Origin of the sequence: Dyella lutea, from assembly GCF_024158035.1 — a bacterium.
GTDB classification, from domain to species: Bacteria; Pseudomonadota; Gammaproteobacteria; order Xanthomonadales; family Rhodanobacteraceae; genus Dyella_A; species Dyella_A lutea.
On record NZ_JAMZEK010000001.1, the window covers coordinates 868,492 to 886,374 of the forward strand.

Annotated in this window: 19 protein-coding genes; 10 read left to right on the top strand and 9 right to left on the bottom strand. The window is 66.6% G+C overall.

The window, feature by feature from the left end; translation table 11 throughout:
- Positions 1–107: 107 nt before the first annotated feature.
- The 6 genes from NC595_RS03840 to NC595_RS03865 all read left to right on the top strand — a co-directional run bounded on the left by NC595_RS03840 (position 108) and on the right by NC595_RS03865 (position 5,045).
- On the top strand, positions 108–701 hold the full coding sequence (locus NC595_RS03840; protein WP_253564939.1) for a malonic semialdehyde reductase: 594 nt from the start codon (positions 108–110) through the stop codon (positions 699–701).
- A 35-nt stretch (positions 702–736) separates the two neighbouring features.
- Positions 737–1,315 (top strand): YceI family protein, encoded by a 579-nt coding sequence (locus NC595_RS03845; protein ID WP_253564940.1) that lies wholly within the window; start codon positions 737–739, stop codon positions 1,313–1,315.
- A gap of 181 nt (positions 1,316–1,496) precedes the next feature.
- Complete coding sequence (locus tag NC595_RS03850; protein ID WP_063673830.1) at positions 1,497–1,706, top strand: zinc-finger domain-containing protein; 210 nt, start codon at positions 1,497–1,499, stop codon at positions 1,704–1,706.
- Positions 1,707–1,781: 75 nt separating this feature from the next.
- Complete coding sequence (locus NC595_RS03855; protein WP_425493065.1) at positions 1,782–2,933, top strand: glycosyltransferase; 1,152 nt, start codon at positions 1,782–1,784, stop codon at positions 2,931–2,933.
- A 77-nt stretch (positions 2,934–3,010) separates the two neighbouring features.
- On the top strand, positions 3,011–4,279 hold the full coding sequence (locus tag NC595_RS03860) for an O-antigen ligase family protein (RefSeq protein ID WP_253565697.1): 1,269 nt from the start codon (positions 3,011–3,013) through the stop codon (positions 4,277–4,279).
- Positions 4,269–5,045, top strand: a complete 777-nt coding sequence (locus tag NC595_RS03865) for a glycosyltransferase family 2 protein (protein ID WP_253564941.1) — start codon at positions 4,269–4,271, stop codon at positions 5,043–5,045. The genes NC595_RS03860 and NC595_RS03865 overlap by 11 nt, the downstream gene beginning before the upstream one ends.
- Here NC595_RS03865 and NC595_RS03870 read toward each other — a convergent pair.
- From NC595_RS03870 to lpxL, 3 genes are all read right to left on the bottom strand, one after another.
- A complete protein-coding gene (locus NC595_RS03870) occupies positions 5,025–6,155 on the bottom strand; it encodes a glycosyltransferase family 4 protein (RefSeq protein WP_253564942.1) in 1,131 nt (376 codons plus the stop codon). The two genes, NC595_RS03865 and NC595_RS03870, sit on opposite strands and share 21 nt — an antisense overlap.
- A complete protein-coding gene (locus NC595_RS03875; RefSeq protein ID WP_253564943.1) occupies positions 6,152–6,910 on the bottom strand; it encodes a polysaccharide deacetylase family protein in 759 nt (252 codons plus the stop codon). The genes NC595_RS03870 and NC595_RS03875 overlap by 4 nt, the downstream gene beginning before the upstream one ends.
- A gap of 133 nt (positions 6,911–7,043) precedes the next feature.
- A complete protein-coding gene (lpxL, locus tag NC595_RS03880) occupies positions 7,044–7,961 on the bottom strand; it encodes an LpxL/LpxP family Kdo(2)-lipid IV(A) lauroyl/palmitoleoyl acyltransferase (protein ID WP_253564944.1) in 918 nt (305 codons plus the stop codon).
- 80 nt (positions 7,962–8,041) lie between these two features.
- Here lpxL and waaA point away from each other — a divergent pair, with 80 nt between their 5' ends.
- On the top strand, positions 8,042–9,316 hold the full coding sequence (waaA, locus tag NC595_RS03885; protein ID WP_253564945.1) for a lipid IV(A) 3-deoxy-D-manno-octulosonic acid transferase: 1,275 nt from the start codon (positions 8,042–8,044) through the stop codon (positions 9,314–9,316).
- Positions 9,317–9,387: 71 nt separating this feature from the next.
- Here waaA and NC595_RS03890 read toward each other — a convergent pair whose 3' ends face one another.
- From NC595_RS03890 to NC595_RS03900, 3 genes are all read right to left on the bottom strand, one after another.
- The gene (locus tag NC595_RS03890; RefSeq protein ID WP_253564946.1) at positions 9,388–10,806 is read right to left on the bottom strand and encodes a TolC family outer membrane protein; all 1,419 of its coding nucleotides are present in this window, start codon (positions 10,804–10,806) and stop codon (positions 9,388–9,390) included.
- Between the two features lie 27 nt (positions 10,807–10,833).
- Entirely contained in the window at positions 10,834–11,493 is a 660-nt protein-coding gene (locus NC595_RS03895; RefSeq protein WP_253564947.1) for a protein-L-isoaspartate O-methyltransferase family protein, read from the bottom strand.
- A gap of 111 nt (positions 11,494–11,604) precedes the next feature.
- On the bottom strand, positions 11,605–11,973 hold the full coding sequence (locus NC595_RS03900; RefSeq protein ID WP_253564948.1) for a hypothetical protein: 369 nt from the start codon (positions 11,971–11,973) through the stop codon (positions 11,605–11,607).
- A gap of 95 nt (positions 11,974–12,068) precedes the next feature.
- Here NC595_RS03900 and NC595_RS03905 point away from each other — a divergent pair, with 95 nt between their 5' ends.
- The 3 genes from NC595_RS03905 to NC595_RS03915 all read left to right on the top strand — a co-directional run bounded on the left by NC595_RS03905 (position 12,069) and on the right by NC595_RS03915 (position 13,856).
- Entirely contained in the window at positions 12,069–12,719 is a 651-nt protein-coding gene (locus NC595_RS03905) for a TetR/AcrR family transcriptional regulator (RefSeq protein WP_253564949.1), read from the top strand.
- 131 nt (positions 12,720–12,850) lie between these two features.
- Positions 12,851–13,426, top strand: a complete 576-nt coding sequence (locus NC595_RS03910; RefSeq protein WP_253564950.1) for a ferritin-like domain-containing protein — start codon at positions 12,851–12,853, stop codon at positions 13,424–13,426.
- Positions 13,427–13,475: 49 nt separating this feature from the next.
- Positions 13,476–13,856, top strand: a complete 381-nt coding sequence (locus NC595_RS03915) for a GFA family protein (protein ID WP_253564951.1) — start codon at positions 13,476–13,478, stop codon at positions 13,854–13,856.
- A 70-nt stretch (positions 13,857–13,926) separates the two neighbouring features.
- Here the strand turns inward: NC595_RS03915 and ppa are convergent, their stop codons facing one another.
- The 3 genes from ppa to NC595_RS03930 form a co-directional block, all read right to left on the bottom strand.
- On the bottom strand, positions 13,927–14,463 hold the full coding sequence (gene ppa / locus NC595_RS03920; protein WP_253564952.1) for an inorganic diphosphatase: 537 nt from the start codon (positions 14,461–14,463) through the stop codon (positions 13,927–13,929).
- Positions 14,464–14,540: 77 nt separating this feature from the next.
- The gene (locus tag NC595_RS03925; RefSeq protein WP_253564953.1) at positions 14,541–15,374 is read right to left on the bottom strand and encodes a 2OG-Fe(II) oxygenase; all 834 of its coding nucleotides are present in this window, start codon (positions 15,372–15,374) and stop codon (positions 14,541–14,543) included.
- Between the two features lie 75 nt (positions 15,375–15,449).
- On the bottom strand, positions 15,450–17,504 hold the full coding sequence (locus NC595_RS03930; protein WP_253564954.1) for a prolyl oligopeptidase family serine peptidase: 2,055 nt from the start codon (positions 17,502–17,504) through the stop codon (positions 15,450–15,452).
- Positions 17,505–17,883 lie beyond the last annotated feature (379 nt).

The following is a 17,883-nucleotide window of genomic DNA, read 5'->3' on the forward strand; positions in this document are numbered from 1 at the left end:
CAAGCACAGTTCGTTCCACGCGGCGGGGTCCTGTGGGCGGGGCCGCCCACGTAAACTGGCGACTTCCTGCGCCAACATCGGCGCGTCACGCTGGAACAAGGATACCCATGAGCGAGATGCTTTCCGATACCGCCCTCGACCAGCTCTTCCGCAACGCGCGCACGTTCAATGCGTGGCTGGATCGCGAGGTGACCGACGCGCAGCTGCATCAGCTGTACGACCTGCTGAAGTTCGGCCCGACCAGTGCGAACAGCTCGCCGATGCGGCTGGTGTTCGTGAAGTCGGTCGAGGCCAAGGCGAAGCTGTCGCCGTTCCTGTCCGAGGGCAATCGCGCTAAGACCATGGCGGCCCCGGTCACGGCGATCGTCGCCAACGACCACGCCTTCCACGACAAGCTGCCGCAGCTGTTTCCGCATGCCGACGCGAAGAGCTGGTTCGAGGGCAATCAGCCGCTGATCGACACCACCGCGTTCCGCAACGCCACGCTGCAGGGCGCCTACCTGATCCTGGCGGCCCGTGCGGTGGGCCTGGACTGCGGCCCGATGTCCGGCTTCGACAACGCCGGCGTCGATGCCGCGTTCTTCGCCGGTACCTCGGTCAAGTCCAACTTCCTGATCAACATCGGTTACGGCGATGCCAGCCGCGACCTGTTCCCGCGCAGCCCGCGCCTGTCGTTCGACGAAGCGTGCACGATCGCCTGATCGGCCGTTCCTCCCTTTCCCTTCGGAGTTTTCCCATGCGTGCATTGAAAGTATTCGCCCTCGCCGGCCTGCTTGGCGCCGCGTTCGCTGCCCAGGCGGCCCCGCAGACCTTCAACCTCGATCCCACCCACACCGTGGTGACGTTCACCTGGAACCACCTGGGCTTCTCCAACCCCAGCGGCTACGCAGCACTGGGCTCGGGCACGGTGGTGTTCGACAAGGCCGATCCGTCCAAGTCCTCGGTCGAGGTGACCCTGCCGGTGTCCGGCTTCGACACCCACGTGGCCAAGCTCAACGAGGAATTCCAGTCGCCGGCCTTCTTCGACGCCGCGAAGTATCCCAACGCCGTGTTCAAGAGCACCAAGGTGCAGGCGCTGGGTGGCGACAAGTACAAGGTGACCGGTGACCTTACCCTGCACGGCGTGACCAAGCCGGTGGTGCTGACCGCCCACCTGAACAAGCTCGGCATGCACCCGATGGCCAAGGTCGAGGCGATCGCCTTCGACGCCACCGGTACCCTCAAGCGCTCGGATTTCGGTGTGTCGAACTACGTGCCGTACGTCAGCGACGAGATCAAGCTGCAGATCACCACCGAAGGCGAAATCGCCAAGTAATCCGGTTACCTGCGGTACCCGTCTGGACAAGGGCCGTACCTCCGGGTGCGGCCCTTGTCATTGGGTCGGGCGTCGGGTCTACCCCGGACCCGGCCGGGGTGTCCGTGCGGCCTTGGCACGGAGGGTTCTCCCCATCGCCTGCTAAGATCGCCTTCTTGCATCCCCTCCCGGAGCCCGATCCATGTCGTCCCCCTCTGCAGCGGCGGTCACCCCGATCCCGGCGAATGCCCAAAATCGTTACGAAGTGACGCTCAGCGACCTTCCGTTGTCCTGTCCGATGCCTGGCATGGCCCTGTGGAACTCCCATCCTAAGGTCTACCTGCCGATCGTCGACGACGGCGGGGAGTCCACCTGTCCCTACTGCGGCGCGCATTACGTCCTGCGCGACTGATCATGGGGCCGGAAACTTCGGCCGGATCGCGGCTTTAGGCACGATCGCTGCTTGCCTGAAGGGATGAAGGCCTTGATGCAAGACACCATGCCTGCAGCCGCCAGTCATCCCGCCCGGGTCCTGACCGTGGTCCAGCTGATCCCGGCGCTTCATTCCGGCGGGGCCGAACGGTCTGCGCTGGAGATTGCCCGTGCGCTGGTGGCGGCGGGGCATCGTTCGGTGGTGGTGTCGGCCGGCGGCCGTCTGGTGGACCGCCTGCTGGCCGAGGGCAGCGAGCACGTCACGCTGGATATCGGCCGCAAGTCGCTTGGCACGCTTACACGGGTGGGCGCGGTGCGCCGGGTGCTGAAGTCGTTGGATGCCGACATCGTGCACGCCCGCTCGCGCATGCCGGCCTGGATCGGTCGTCTGGCGATCCGTGGCATGGAGCGCAAGCCGCACTTCATCACGACCGTGCACGGGCTCAACTCGCCGGGCCGATACAGCGCGGTGATGCTTCGTGGCGAGCGCGTGATTGCCGTGTCTCAGACCGTGCGCGCCTACGTACTGGGTCACTACCGGTGGCTGGAGCCGGCGCGCGTACGGGTGATACCCCGCGGCATCGACCCCGAGGCCTTTCCCTACGGTCACCGCCCCGACGATGCTTGGCAGAAGGCGTTCTTCGCCGAATTTCCGCAGCTCGACGGCGCCCCCCTGCTCACCCTCCCCGGGCGCGGTACCCGCTTGAAGGGTCACCACGACGCCATCGAACTGCTGGCCGACCTGCGCGATCGTGGCGTGGCGGCCCGGCTGCTTCTGCTGGGTGTGCTCGAACCCGGGCGCGAGGCCTATGCCGAGGAATTGCGTGAGCTGGTCCGCTCGCGCGGACTGCAGGCGGAGGTGGTGATGACGCCGCCGCGCGACGATATCCGCGACATCTATGCGATATCCGCGCTGGTGCTGCAGTTGTCGAACAAACCGGAAGCCTTCGGGCGGACCGTGGTGGAGGCGCTGTCGCTGTGCCGTCCGGTGCTCGGTTATGCGCACGGCGGGGTTGGCGAATTGCTGGCCGAGCTCTATCCGGCTGGCCGGGTGCCGCTGGGCGACCGTGAAAAACTGGTCGAGCGGGCTGCGGAATTGCTGCGTGTCGCGCCCCCGATCCCGATGCTGCAGAGCTACCGGCTGGCCGACATGCAGCAGGCCACGCTGGAGTTGTACGAGGAAGTGGCGGGCGCGGACCCGCATTGATCGAGGCCGCGCTGTCCTCGTCGCCCAGCGCCGGAGCGCTCGCCTACAATGCCGGCTTTCTCCATGCCGGCCACAGCATGCCTTTGCTCTCCCCGCATCTCGTTGCTGCGCTGCGCTCGCCGTTGCTGCCGTTCTGGCTGGTGGTGGCGCTGCTGCCGTTCGGACGCAGCGCCGAGCTGGGAACCGCGCTGTGCCTGTTCGGCACGGTCATGCTGTTCCTGCGCTTCCCGCATGCGCTGTCACAGCACGAGGGCGCGCGCTGCCTGCTGGTGATCCTGGCCGGATACGTGGGCGCGGCCCTCGTTTCCGCGCTGGACTCGGTGGCGCCGGGCAAGAGCTGGGAAACCGTCGCGGGCCTGTTGCGTTTCGCGCCGCTGGGCATCTACGCCTGTTTCGCCCTGCGCCGGGCCGACCGCGTGCGCACGCTCTACATCGCGGTGGCCGCGGTAGTCGCGCTCTGGGCGCTCGACGCCTGGGTACAGGCGCTGACCGGTTGGAGCCTGGGCGGACATGCCGAGGCAGAGCGCCTGTCGGGCATCTTCGGCGCCGATAATCTCAAGCTGGGGCCGACCCTCGCCGTGCTCTCGCCGTTCGTGCTGTGGGCTGCGCACGCACGGTGGGGACGTTGGGCGTTGTGGCTGGCCACGCTGGTACTGCTCGGGCCGGTGCTGCTGGCTGGCTCGCGCGCGGCGTGGGTCTGCTACGCCGTGGTGGTGCTGGCGTTCGCCTGGCGCGAGCTGGGCTCGTTTCGCCGGTTTCTGACGTTCGGGCTGGTTGCCGCCGTGGTGCTGGTGTTGGCCGGCGCGTTGGCGTGGAAGACGTCGACCCGCTTCCATGCACGCATGGAGCGCACGCTGGAGGTCTTCAATGGCAGCGAGCATGCGGTGGACCAGGCGCTGACCGGGCGGCTCGACATTTGGGGCACCAGCCTGCGCATGATCGCGGCGCACCCGGTCAACGGCGTCGGCGTACGCGGCTATCGCTATGCCTACCCGGCGTTCGCACCGGCCAACGACCACTTCGTCACGGCAGAGGCCTGTGGCGTGGGCGAGGGTGCCTGCCACGCCCACCAGATCGTGCTGGAGGTGCTGACCGAGACCGGCACGATCGGGCTGCTGCTGTGGCTGGCCGCGCTGGCCTGGGCGCTGCGCTATTGGCGACGGGTCGGGCGCGAGGCGCGCGCGCTGGCTTTTCCGGCCACGGTGGCGCTGGGCGCGATGCTGTTTCCGCTGAACACCCATCTGGCGTTCTACTCGGCCTGGTGGGGGCTGCTGTTCGCCTGGCTGCTCGGCCTTTGGTGCGCGTCGCTGGGCGCGTTGCCGGAGGAGCGCGCCGATGCCGCGTGAACCGCTGTCGGTGGTGGTGATCACCTACAACAACGCCGACACGCTCGACGCCTGCCTGCACGAGGTGGGCTGGGCCGACGAGATCGTGGTGCTCGATTCCGGCTCCACCGACGACACCGTCGCCATCGCCGAACGCCACGGCGCGCGCGTGGCGGTGCACCCGTTCGACGACTACGGCCCCCAGAAGCAGCGCGCGATCGACCTGGCGCGTCACGACTGGGTGCTCAACCTCGATGCCGACGAAGTTCTTTCGCCGGGTACCCGCGAAGCGATCGAGCGGGCGCTGGAACACCCGCGTCACGCGGGCTTCCGCTTGCCCCGCCGCGAGCGCATGTTCTGGACCGTGCAGCACCGGCGCAGCTGGCGCAACGGCCACCTGCGCCTGTTCGACCGCCGGCGCGGCCGCATGAACGACGTCGAGGTGCACGCCGCGGTGGAGGTGGACGGACCGGTGAGGACGTTGCGCAGCGCGGACTTCGTCAACGATGGCGACGGCGACATCGCCACCCGCGTGGACAAGATCAACCGCTACACGACCGGCATGGTGGCGTACAAACTGCGCAGGCGTCAGCGCTTCACCGGCCTGCGCATGGTGCTCTACCCGCCGGTGTTCTTTCTGCGCCAGTACTTCGGCAAGCGATACTTCCTCAACGGCTGGGCCGGCTTCATCGCCAGCGTCACCGGGGCGTTCTACGCCTTCCTCAAGTACGCCAAGCTGCACGAAGCGCGCCAGCACCAGCGGGCATCAACCCGGCGTGGCACCTAGCCCGTCGAGCCCCGCTGAGCCGTGGCCGGCCGGCGCCGGCTGCAGTTGGGCCACGAAGTCGCGGGCGATCACATGGGTGGCAAATCGTTGCAGCACCCACTCGCGTGCGGCCGATCCCATCTGCTGCCGGATGGCGTCGTCGCACATGGCCAGGATTGCGTCTCGCCATGCCGCCACGTCACCCGGTGGCAGCAGCATGCCGCTCTCACCGGGCGACAGGGTTTCCGGCACTCCGCCGATGTCGCTGGCCAGCACCGGCACTCCGCAGGCCTGCGCCTCGATCGAAACCCGGCCGAACGTCTCGGTGGCGATCGAGGGGAAGGCCAGCATCGACAGACTGCGGAAGTAGTCCGCGGTGTGGTTGTTCCAGCCAGCGAAGCGATGCCGGGTGCCGACGGCGGTGTCCGCGACCGCCAGCGCCTGCAGCCGGACCGCGTCCGGTCCGTCGCCGATCCACAGGCAGTACAGGCGGGGCTCGCGCCGCATGGCCGCGCTGGCCGCCTCCAGCAGCGGGAACACGCCCTTGCCGGTGTGCATGCGTCCGACGTAGCCGAGCACGATCGCGTCATCGGGGATACCCAGCGACGCGCGCATGGCGGCGCCGGCATCCGCATCCGGACGGAACAATGAGGCGTTCACCGGGTTGTACAGCACCTGCACCCGCTGCGCAGGGATGCCGCGGTCCAGGTAGGCCTGGCGCGCGTGCCGCGAGACCGCGAAGAAGCGCGAGGCCAGCCGCGGCAGGAGCAGCGCCGACAATCGCTTCATCGGTGGCGTGCGGTGCCGGAAGAGCGCCACCGGAATGCCGAGGGCACGGCCGATCAGCACCAGCGGCCAGTACTCCTTGCCGAAGTTGCCGACGATCCAGTCCGGTCGTGCTTCGGCGATCTGCCGTCGTACCGTGGCGTAGCCGCGCGGGTCGAGCGCATTGCGGAAGAAGCCCGGCTGGCAGCGCACGCCGCTGTAAGCCAGCCCCTCCCAGATCAGGGTGTCCGGGCGCAGGATCGCGTCCACGTCATGTCCCGATTCGACCAGCGACTGCGCCAGTGCGACGAAGTGTGTGGCTGCACCGGTGTTCTCCGGGTGGGTGCCCACGAACAGGAACCTCATGCGCGGCGGTCCTCGTAGGCGGTGAACACCCGTTGGGCGAACGGCAGCAGCCAGTGGTGACGGGCTACCTGCACGCGCGGAAGCTGGAACAGGTCCATGCCGGGTCGGGCGCGGCCGCGCCGGGTAGCCGTGGCCGCTTCGTAACCGGCCCGGCGCGCGGCTTCGGCGACCCGTTCGTCGGTGTCGCCATACGGGTAGCAGAATTGGCTCACGGTCGCGCCGATCACGTCCTCGAGTTCGGCGCGGGAGCCGGCGACCTCGTCGCGCAGCGACGACTCGTCGCATTGGGTCAGGCGCGGGTGGCTGCGGCTGTGCGCTCCGACCTCCATGCCGGCGTCGTGCCACTGGCGCAGCTGGGCGCCGTCCATCAACCGCTTGCGCACCCCGAGCTTTTGCTCGTCCCAAAGGTTGTGGCTTCCGAGGGTGGCACTGACCACATAGCAGGTGGCGGTGAAACCCTGGGCGAGCAGCGCCGGTAGCGCGTTCTCGAGATTGTCCAGGTAGCCGTCGTCCAGCGTGATCACGGCGACGCGGCCGCGCCGCTCGCCACGCAGGTAAGGCATCGCGTCGCGCATCGACAGGCCGGTGTAGCCGGCGCGCCGCAGCAGGGTCATCTGACGCGCGAAGGCTCGCGGCGCGACATACAGGCTGCGGTAGACGCGAGCCTCCCGCGGCGGCCGGGAGACGTTGTGATACATGAGGATGGGCACGGGAAAGGTGGGTTCCACGTGCTGCTGTTTCAGGGGCGAGGGCATGGTCATGCTGCTGAGCGCGTGCCGGCGCCATGGCGGGTGCTGCTGCACCGCTTCCCTGGCCTGCGCCGGCTGTGGCGCGGAGCTTCCGCGCCGTGACTTTCAGCCGGCTGTCGATACGGGTGTCGAGGTGTGCTCAGTACACCGAAGGTTTACCTTCGGGGCGGGTCTTGAACCGCTTGTGCACCCACAGGTACTGCTCGGGTGCCTCGCGCGCCATCTGTTCGATGCAGGCGTTGACCCGGGCGGTGTCCTCCAGCACGTCGTCGCTTGGAATGCCCTGCAGCGGCGCGCCCAGGCGCAGCGCGTAACCACCGTTGCCGGGCAGGCGACGGTGGAAGAACGGAATCACCACGGCGTTGCCCATGCGCGCCAGGTGATGGGTGGCGGTAATGGTGGCCGCCGGCACGCCGAAGAACGGCACGAACACGCTGTCCTTGCTGCGCATGTCCTGGTCCGGGGCGTACCAGAGCGTGCCGCCGCCGCGCAGGTATTTCACCGTGCCGCGGATGTCATCCTTTTCGAACATCGCATCGGCGTAATGCAGGCGTGCGCGCAGCACCACCCATTCGAACACGGTCGAGTCCATGCGGCGGTACATGCCGGCAATGCGGATGCGCTGGGAGACCAGCCGGGCGCACAGTTCCAGGTGCGAAAAATGACCGCCGACCAGCAACACACCCTTGCCCGCGGCGCGCGCCTGTTCCAGATGCTCCAGTCCCTCGATGCTCAGCGGCAGACGGGCGATCGCCTCGTCCCGCCCCATCCAGCCGAGGGCGAATTCGACCAGCATGAGGCCGATGTCGCGCAGGTGGGCGTCGACCAGCGCAGCCTGCTGGTCCGCGTCGAGTTCGGGGAAGCACAGCGCGATGTTCGCCTCGGCCACCGGACGACGGGCCGAGTCGATGCGCATGGCGAGCGCACCCAACCAGTGTCCCACGCGCATCAGCGCGGAATAGGGCAGGCGGGCGATCAGCCATATGCATCCCACACCGAGCCAGGCGGGCCAATGGCGGGGAGACAGCAGGGAGGCACGAAATGAGGGGCGGGGCATGCCGGGCATCCGCCCATTGTAGCCAAGGCATCGCGCCGAGCCGCGGGGCACGCGCTTTATACTGGCGGACCGCACAGGGGATGCTGCCGTTGCGTTATCTCTACACCTTGCTGATGTACCTGGCGACACCGGTGATCGTGTTGCGCCTGCTCACGCGCGGGATCCGCTATGGCAGTTACCACCAGCGCTGGCCGGAGCGGTTCGGACTGTTCCCCGCGCCCGGGCTGAACGGTTCGTTGTGGGTGCATGCGGTTTCCGTCGGCGAGGTCAATGCGGCCGAGCCCCTGATCAAGGCGCTCAGGCTGGCCTACCCCCACGCGCCACTGGTGATCACCACGGTGACGCCGACCGGTTCCGAGCGCGTGCGCCAGCTGTTCGGCGACAGCGTGTTCCATGTGTATCTCCCCTACGACCTGCCGTTCGCGGTGCGGCGCTTTCTGCTTCGGGTGCGTCCGCGGCTGGCGGTGATCGTGGAGACGGAGATCTGGCCGAACCTCTACTTTGCCTGCCGCCGACGCGGCATTCCGCTGATGATCGTCAACGCGCGGCTCTCGGAGCGCTCGATGCGCGGTTACCGGCCCGCACGCGGACTGGTGCGGGCCGCGCTGCGCTGCGTGAGCCTAGTGGCAGCGCAGTCGCGGACTGATGCCGCGCGCTATCGGGTGCTCGGGGCACCGGCCGAGCGGGTGGTGGTCAGCGGCAACCTCAAGTTCGACATGCCGGTGCCCGCGCAGGCGAAGGTGGACGGCGAGGCGATGCGCGATCGATGGGGGCGCCTGCGCCCGGTGTGGATGGCGGCGAGCACCCATGAGGGTGAGGAGCTGGCCGTGCTGGAGGCTCACCTGGAAGTGCTGCAGCGCCTGCCCGATGCCCTGCTGCTGCTGGCGCCGCGTCACCCCGACCGCTTCCGGCTGGTCGAACATCTGGTGCGAAATCTCGGGTTCACAGCCGGTACGCGCAGCGCCGACCGGGTTCCCGCGGCGGCGCACCAGGTGTTCGTGATCGATGCGATGGGCGAGCTGATGCCGTTTTTCGCCGCGTCGGATCTTGCGTTTGTCGGTGGCAGTTTGGTGCCGATCGGCGGCCATAACGTGCTCGAGCCTGCGTCGCTGTCGCGGCCGGTGCTAGTGGGGCCGCACACCTTCAATTTCGACGACATCACGCAGACGCTCGTCCGCGAGGGCGGGGCCGTCCGGATCGAGAGTGGCGACCGGCTCGGGGCTGCCGTTCAGCAGTTGCTGCGGGACGCGCCGACCTTGGGGCAGATGGGGCGCTGCGCGCACGATGTCTTCGCCAGCGAGCAGGGCGCGGTGCAGCGCGTGATGACCCTGGTCGACCGCATGCTGCAGGAGTAAGTGCGGAAACAGAAAGGCCGCCCGGAGGCGGCCTTTCTTGCCGGGTTCGCGAGGGTCGCCCGCCAGCGGCGTCACTCGAGCAGGGTGTTGATCGACTCCATGTCCTTGAAGTCCGCCGCGCCCGCGGCCTGCTTCAGCAGCAGCTTGTCGAGGATGAACTGGTGGCGCGCCTGCGAGTACTGGCTTTCGGAGGAAGTCAGGGTCTGGATGGCAGTCAGCACGTCCAGGATGGTCTTGGTGCCGACGCTGAAGCCGGCACGCGTGGCATCCAGTGCCTTCTGACCCGCCTCAACGGCGGACTTGGCCGCTTCTACCTGGCTGATCCCGGCAATCACCGAGCGGTAGTAGTTCAGCGTGTTGCGCTGGACCTGACGGCGGTCGGCTTCCAGCGAGTCCTGGGCGGCATCGCGCTGATAGATCGACTGGCGTACCCGCGACTGGGTGGCGCCACCGGAGAACAGCGGCACCGACAGCGTCAGGCCGACCGTGGTGGAACTGGGGCGACGGAAATGGTCTGTCGAGTTCTGGTACCAGGTCGCACTCTTGCCATAGTTCACCGTCGCGCTGATCGTCGGCAGGTGGCCGGCGCGCGCTGCGGAAATGCTGTGTTCTGCCGCATCTACGCTGTACTTGTCCGACAGAAGGTTGGGGTTGTTCTGCAGCGCCTGCTGCACCCAGGCTTTCTGATCGTTCGGCTGCGGCGGGTCCATCGGCAGGTCGTCGCGGAGCTTCTTCAGCTCGCCGGTGGGCTTGCCGGTGATCTGCGCGAGCGCTTCGCGGGCGTCGTCCAACGCATTCTGTGCGGCGATGGTCTGCGCCTTGGCCGACTCGTAGAACGATTTGGCCTGGTAGACATCGGTGATCGCCGACAGACCGACCTTGTAGCGCTGGTCCGACTGCTCGTACTGCTGCCGGTAGGCCTCTTCGTTGGCCTTGGCGAACGTCAGCGAGTCCTGGCTGGTGAGCACGTTGAAGTAGGCGGTGGCCACGCGTACGAAAAGATCCTGCAGCGCCGCCTGGTACAGCGCATCCTGCGCGCTCGCCTGAGAATGCGCGGCCTTGAGATCGGCAATCTTGCTCAGGTCGAGAATGCTCTGGCTGAGGGTGGCCGAAATATCCCGAGTACGAGAGTGACCGACATTGCTGTTGGCCGCGCTCGACTGCAATGGGCCAGTGCAGTTGTAGCTGCCGCTCCCCGCCGCGATGCCGCTGCAGAGGTAGCTGTCGGGGCCGTAATTTTGCGAGCTGCTGCTGGTGCTGCTGCTGGTGCCATTGGTCTGGCTCAGCGTCAGCCCAGCCGAGATCTGCGGCAGCAGCAACGCGCGTGCCTGGGTTACACCCTCGCCGACCGACAGGCGCTGGGCATCTGCCTGGGAGAGCACCGGGTCATTGGCGCGCGCTTCCCGATAAGCATCCAGCAAATCCTCGCCGTGGCTGGGCAGCGAAATTGCCGACAGAGCCAGGGCAAGAGTCAGAAGCTTCAAACGCATGAGGTGCCTCGCAGGTCTCGAATGGGGTCAGAAAACGAACTGGCGCGGCGGTTCAGCGTGCACCAGGTAGGGGAGGTCGGTTTCCAGCAGCACCTCTTCGCGATAGCGGCCGGCGCCTTCCTGGGTCATCAGCACGACCTGCTGCGCCGGAGACATACCACGGATCGCCAGCAGGCGACCGCCGGGCTTGAGCCAGGCGAGCATGCGTTCGGGCAAGTGGGCCACGGCGCCGGTCAGCACGACGACGTCGAACTGGCCGGCGGGCGACCAGCCGATCACGGCGTCACCGGTGTCCAGCGTGACGTTGCCCACGCCGGCGGCAGTCAGCCGCTGTGCGGCGGAGTGGGTGAAATCGGCATGGATATCCACACTGACCACCTGTCCGGCAAGACCTGCCAGGCAGGCCGTGAAAAAGCCCGAACCGGTGCCGACTTCCAGCACCCGGGCATCCGGATTGAGCCCGAGCCCCTGCAGCAGGCGACCCTCAAGCACCGGTTTCATCATCACTTCGCCGTGGCCCAGCGGCAGGCACACGTCGGCAAAGGCCAGCTGGCGATGTTCGGGGGCCACGAAATCCTCGCGCCGAACCCGTCCAAGGACGTCCAGCACTCGCGCGTCAAGCACCTCCCAGGGGCGCACCTGGTTTTCCACCATGTTCTGCCGCGCCTGTTCGAAGTTCATCGCCATGTTCTGTCACGTCCCGTACGGATCGAAAAAGGTCAAAAAGGATAAGCGCTTAGGCCATTTCCGACAATCGCTAGCGTGCGGGCTGAGCGCACGCAGCCGAAGTGCCGGAAGTCACCGCGTGGCGCTGACGGAAGTCATGCGTGGCGCGGTGTCCGCGGACACCGGCCGTTCGGCGGCCAGGCGCACGGCCTCCACCGCATGCATGGGCGGCAATGTCGCCAGAGTGGTCCGCATCGATGCGTGCAGGGATGCGTCCAGTTGTCGCAGGCGTTCATCCAGGCGCCGGCTGCCCCGGCAGCGCTCGGCGCTGACGATCCAGGCCAGCCAGCGGGCGAGCCTGTGGCGATCGGCCAGGTCCAGCTGGGCGACGGCGGTCCGCGCCCTGAACGCCTCGCGTCGGGCGGCCGCATGCCGGGCATCGATCCACTGCGAAAGTACGCGCTGCGCGTGGCGATACACTGACGAGAGGGTCAGTTCCATGAACGTCGTCTGCACTGGCGGGATTTCCCTGAGCTGGAAATAATTGGACCGATCCGTATAATAATTTTGCTGCCGAGCATTGTGAAGGTATGTCGATGAGTTCTGCCTCGCCCGTGAAGTGCCAAGGCCCGGGCCGCCCGAAAGACATGGAAAAGCGCGCCGCTATCCTCGAAGCGGCCAAGGCGCTGTTTGTCCGAAATGCTTTTGCCGGCACCAGCATGGACGCGGTGGCCTCCGAGGCCGGCGTCTCAAAACTGACCGTCTACAGCCATTTCGGCGACAAGGACAACCTGTTTCGCGAGGTCATCCGCGCCCGCGTGCAGGACCTCATTCCGGACAACATCTACGACTTCGATCCCTCCACCGACATCGGCCAGACCCTGCTCCGGATCGCGTTGACCCACGCGCGGCTGGATTGCGATCGCGAGACCGTCGGCACGTTCCGTGCCATCCTCAGCGATTGTCGCCAGGGCAATCCCCGTTACGGGCGGCTGCTGTGGGAAGAGGGTCCCATGCGCACGCACAGGCTGATGGAACGCCTGCTGCAGCGGGCCGTTGACGCGGGCTTGCTGCATATCGAGGACATTCCGCGTGCCGCCGTGCAGTTCCTGTCGCTGATCAAGGGGGATCTGGTCCTGCGTCGCATGTTCGGCTGCGACGATTGCCAGCAGGCTTACGCGGAGGAGATCGAGGCGACCGCCAGGGCGGGCGTGTCGACATTCCTGCGGGCGTACCAGCAGCGCTGAGCCGGGCGCGGGCGTTCGCTCGCAAAATCCTCGCGTCGGTTTCACCGGCGCTTCGCACCGCATTCCTAGGATGGTACGGGTGCCTGCCGTCAAAGGCAGACAAGCCCCCGACCACGCCAAGGAGTTGCGGTATGTCCAGCAAACCGTTCATCAGCGATATAGAGACGATCCGCAAGCGCGCCCGCGAGCACATCGAACGCGGCGCGGTGACCGCGGGCTACGGCGCCGACCGCGATACCGTGGTCAACCTGCTCAACGAAGCGCTCGCGACCGAGATCGTCTGCGTGCTGCGCTACAAGCGGCATTACTTCATGGCTTCCGGGATTCACGCCAAGAGCGTCGCCGCCGAATTCCTCGAACATGCCAACGAGGAGCAGTCGCATGCCGATCGGATTGCCGAACGCATCACCCAGCTCGACGGCGCGCCCAATTTCAATCCGGAAGGGCTGCTCACCCGCGCCCATGCCGACTACGTGGAAGGCGACGATCTCGTCGACATGATCAAGGAGGACCTGGTCGCCGAGCGCATCGCGATCGACAGCTACCGGGCAATCATCCGCTTCCTGGGCAATGACGATCCGACCACCCGCCGGATGATGGAAGAGATCCTCGCCATGGAAGAGGAGCACGCCGAGGACATGGCCACCCTGCTGGAAGAGCTCGGCAAGAAGGGGGAGCCCGCCAGGGCGGCCCGGAAGACGCACTGATCCGGTGCGCACCGGGCCATCTCACGGCATGGAACCGAGGAGCCGCCCCATGAGCATTCTGCAAGGACGTTGTGCCTGCGGAACGATCGGTTACGAGGCACGCGTGGATTACCTCGATCGACGCTTTTGCCAATGCCCGTTGTGTCGCGGACTGCTCGATCACCGTGTGGTGGTAGGCGTGTTGGTCGTGCCGCGAGGCGGCCTGAGCTGGCATGGCGAGGCGCCGGTACTCTACGAGGACGGGGGCAGGGGCATACGTGCGGTCTGTGGTGTCTGCGGCAGCACGCTCGCCACGTGGTCGCCAGGCGGAAGCCTTGTGGATCTGGATGCGAGCCTGCTGGAGGACGAGGGGGCGATCGGCACGCGCTCGCACGTGCGGCCTCCGCCACGGGTTCCGCTGACCGGCGTCGCGCCGGCATCTGCCGGATAGTCGTGTCGACGACCGGAAACAAAAAAGGCGCGCCCGGGGCGCGCCTTTTCATGCCAGGGAGAGGGATGGATCAGGCCCTGTCCTGCACGTAGCGCTCGATGCCCTTGAGCACTTCTGCCTTGGCTTCGGCCGCCTTGGCCCAGCCATCGAGCTTGACCCACTTGCCCTTCTCCAGATCCTTGTAGTGCTCGAAGAAGTGACCGATGCGCTCAAGCCAGTGGCCGGACACACCATCGATGTCGCGGATGTGGGCGTAGCCGGCGAAGATCTTTTCCACCGGTACCACCACCAGCTTCTCGTCGCCGCCGGCTTCGTCGGTCATGCGGAGCATGCCGACCGGATGGCAGCGGATCACCGAGCCCGGAATCAGCGGCAGCGGCAGGATGACCAGCGCGTCGAGGGGGTCGCCGTCGTCGCCCAGTGTGCCCGGCACGTAGCCGTAGTTGCAGGGATAGCGCATCGGGGTGGACAGGATGCGGTCGACGAAGATCGCGCCCGAGGCCTTGTCGACTTCGTACTTGACCGGCTCGGCGTCCTTGGGGATTTCGATGATGACGTTGATTTCGTCCGGCACGTTGCGGCCGGCGCTGACCAGATCCAGACCCATGAAGGTGATCCTGCACTAGGAGAAAGTAGGGCCAGATAGGATAAGGCAACTGCTGTTGCGACGCAGCACTCCCGCGGTCAGCGGACGAACGGGCGTTCACGCAGCCATTTGGTGGCGATCCATTTTTCGCCGCGCTCCACCGGCAGTCCGGCGTGCAGCGAGGACGTGTCGTTCGTCTCGTAGGCGAAATAGGCAGCCCCCCCTTTGAGCGCCGTGACGGTGAGTCCGGCGTTGGGGAAGCCGGTACCACCCCCGGCCTCTGGGGTGTTGAGATACATCACCACACTGGCGATGCGCTGGCCGCCGTGGGCAGTAACCGCCTCGAAGCCGGGCTGGGTCGGATCGAACCAGTCGTAATGGGGCTCGTACTCCTGGCCTGGGCCGTAGTGAAGCACCTGCAGCCCCTCGCCATGACTGACCGGGATTCCGAGCAGGGCGGCTAGCCGGGATTCGATCCGCTCGATCAGCGGCGTCTCGCCGAGACGGAAGAACATGCCCTCGCTGGTGCGGCGCTGGTCCACCTGCTGCCCGCCCTGGGCGTCCACGGTTCTTGCCCGGTCGAGGCGGGGACGCGCCAGCGCGATCAGCTCGTCGCATTCCAGCGGATCGAGCAGCTGGTCGAGCACGCGCACCACCGGTTCATCCAGCGAGGCCAGTACCCGCACGTCGCGGTCGCCGGCGCGGGTGGCCGGTGCCTCCGGGTGGCGTGGCCGCAGGGCATGGGGATGTGCCACGCCGGTCAACGCCGCGAGCGGCATTTTGAGTACCGTGGCGACCATGCTGCGGCTCTCCCGCGGGTCGTAGCCGGCCTCCTTCAGTTGCTGAAGGATCTGGTCGACGCTCTGGCCGTTGCGGGTGGAGTCGAGGATCCACTGGCGCAGTTCGGGACGGATGCTGGTATTTCGCTTCATACCGGAACCGGGGGAAAGCTGAAAATCTGATGATAAGCCAGCCCCGCCGCCTGTGCCGGCAGCGGGGCTTCGCAATCACCGCAGCTGATTCCAGAGGAACGAGTAGGCCAGCGCGTGCATGTACGCCGACTGGCGGTTGTCCGCACCTGCGCCGTGACCGCCCTCGGTGTTCTCGTAGAACCAGACGTTGCGGTAGCCCATGCCCTGCATCTTCGCGGCCATCTTGCGTGCCTGCACCGGACCGACGCGGTCGTCGCTGGTAGCGGTGTAGAACAGCACGGGCGGATAGTGCATGCCCGGCTTGACGTTCTGGTACGGCGAAAAGGTGCGGATGAAGTTCCAATCCGAGGTGTCGGGATTGCCGTACTCGGCCATCCACGAGGCGCCAGCGGACAGGTGGCTGTACCGCTTCATGTCCAGCAGCGGCACCTCGCAGGCGATCGCTCCGAACAGTTGCGGGTACAGCGTAAGCATGTTGCCCATCAGCAGACCGCCGTTGCTGCCGCCCTCGGCGCCGAGGTGCTTCGGCGAAGTGATCCCCCGGCGCACCAGGTCTTGCGCCACCGCGGCGAAATCCTCGTAGGCGCGCAGCCGCTTGGCCTTGAGCGCGGCCTGGTGCCAGGCCGGGCCGTACTCGCCGCCGCCGCGGATGTTGGCGATGACGTAGACGCCGCCGCGATCGAGCCAGGCGCGTCCGATGCTGCCGCTGTAGGTAGGTAGCAGCGAGACTTCGAAGCCACCGTAGCCGTATAGCAGCGTACGATTGCTGCCGTCCAGCTTCATCGTCTTCGGAGCGATCTCGAAATAAGGCACACGGGTGCCGTCCTTCGAGGCCACGAAGTGCTGGCTGACCACGAACTTCGACGCATCGAAGAACGCCGGTTCGCGTTTGAGCGTTTCCGGGGCCGCGCCCCCGATCACGCCGTATTGCAGCGAGGACGGGGTGAGGAAGCCGGTGACGCCCAGCCAGTATTCGTCACTGTGGTCCGGGTCGGTATCCACCACGCTGACCGTACTGAGCGCGGGCGCGCCCTCCATCGGGGCCTGCTTCCAGCCGCCCGCTTCCGGGGTCAGCACTTCCAGCCGGCTCTTCACGTCGTCCAGCACGTCGAGGATCAGGTGGTGGCGCGTCCAGCTGTAGGATGCCAGCGAGGTGTGCGCATCGGGCCGGAACAGGACTTCGAACTGCCGCTTGCCTGCCATGAAGTCGTCGAAGCGGGTGACCAGCAGGGCACCGGAGGGATAGGTGGTGTCTCCCACGGTCCACGGCGATCGCGTCTCGACCAGCAGCCATTCGCGATGGGCGTCGGCGGTGGCGTCCTCGGGCACCTCGACCCGCTGCAGCTTGCCGTCCTTGCGCAGGAACAGCTGGCTGTGGAAGAAGTCCTTGGCGACCGAGACGAAGTCCCGCTCGAATCCGGTCGTGTCGTCGTGGCTGGCGCCCACCGCCAGATCCTTGGGCGTGCCCTCGTATACGACCGTGGCTTGGTCCAGCGGCGTGCCGCGGCGCCATTGTTTGACGATGCGGGGATAACTGGACTCGGTCATCGAACCCGGGCCGAAGTCGGTGCCGACGTAGATGGTGTCGCGATCGATCCAGTCCACTTCGCTCTTGGCGACCGGCAGCGCGAAGCCGCTCTTGACGAAGGAGCGCGAGGTCACGTCGAACTCGCGCACGGCCACCGCGTCGCCGCCGTCCGGTGACAACGAGACCAGGCAGCGGGTGTAATCGGGCTTCAGGCACTGCACGCCCTTGAACACCCAGCGCCTGTTCTCGGCCTTGTTCAGTGCGTCGACGTCAAGCAGCACGTCCCAGTGCGGCTTCTCCTTGCGGAACTCCGTCAGCGTGGTGCGACGCCACAGACCACGCGGGTGCGCTTTGTCGCGCCAGAAGTTGTACAGGTACTCCCCCATTCTGCTGACGTAGGGGATGTGCTCATCCGAGTCGAGCACCTCGAGAATCTGCTTGCGCGTCTTCTCGAACGGGGCGTCGTCGGCGAACCGCTTGGCGGTGGCCTCGTTCTGCTGCTCTACCCAGGCCAGCGGCTTCTGTCCGTGGATATTCTCCAACCAGAGATAAGGATCGTCAGCGACCGGAGGCTTGGCCTGGTGTTCATCGGCGTGGGTCATGCCGGCCAGTGTGAGACCGAAGATGCAGAACAGCCAATGGAGGCCAACGATTCTTCCTTGCCGAGGGATCACGGAGTCACTCCTGTCTGGACGTCTGCGCCAGTGTGGGACGACTCCGTGCTCGAGTACGCATGACTAAAGTCACGTGTGTCGAAAGTCATGCATGGCCGCCGCCCTGCAAGGTTTCAGCGGCGGTCCAATGCGGGGCTGGTAGCAGTCGGCCATCGCAAGAACAATCCGATGCATCCAATTACTTGACATGAACGTTAAAAACGCATGATCTTGCCTCTACAGGGAGCTTGGGGGAGCAAGTACAGATGTCTCTCATGGATGAGCCAAGTACATCCGGCCCGTGGAGGGCCAGACAAGGGATCGCTTG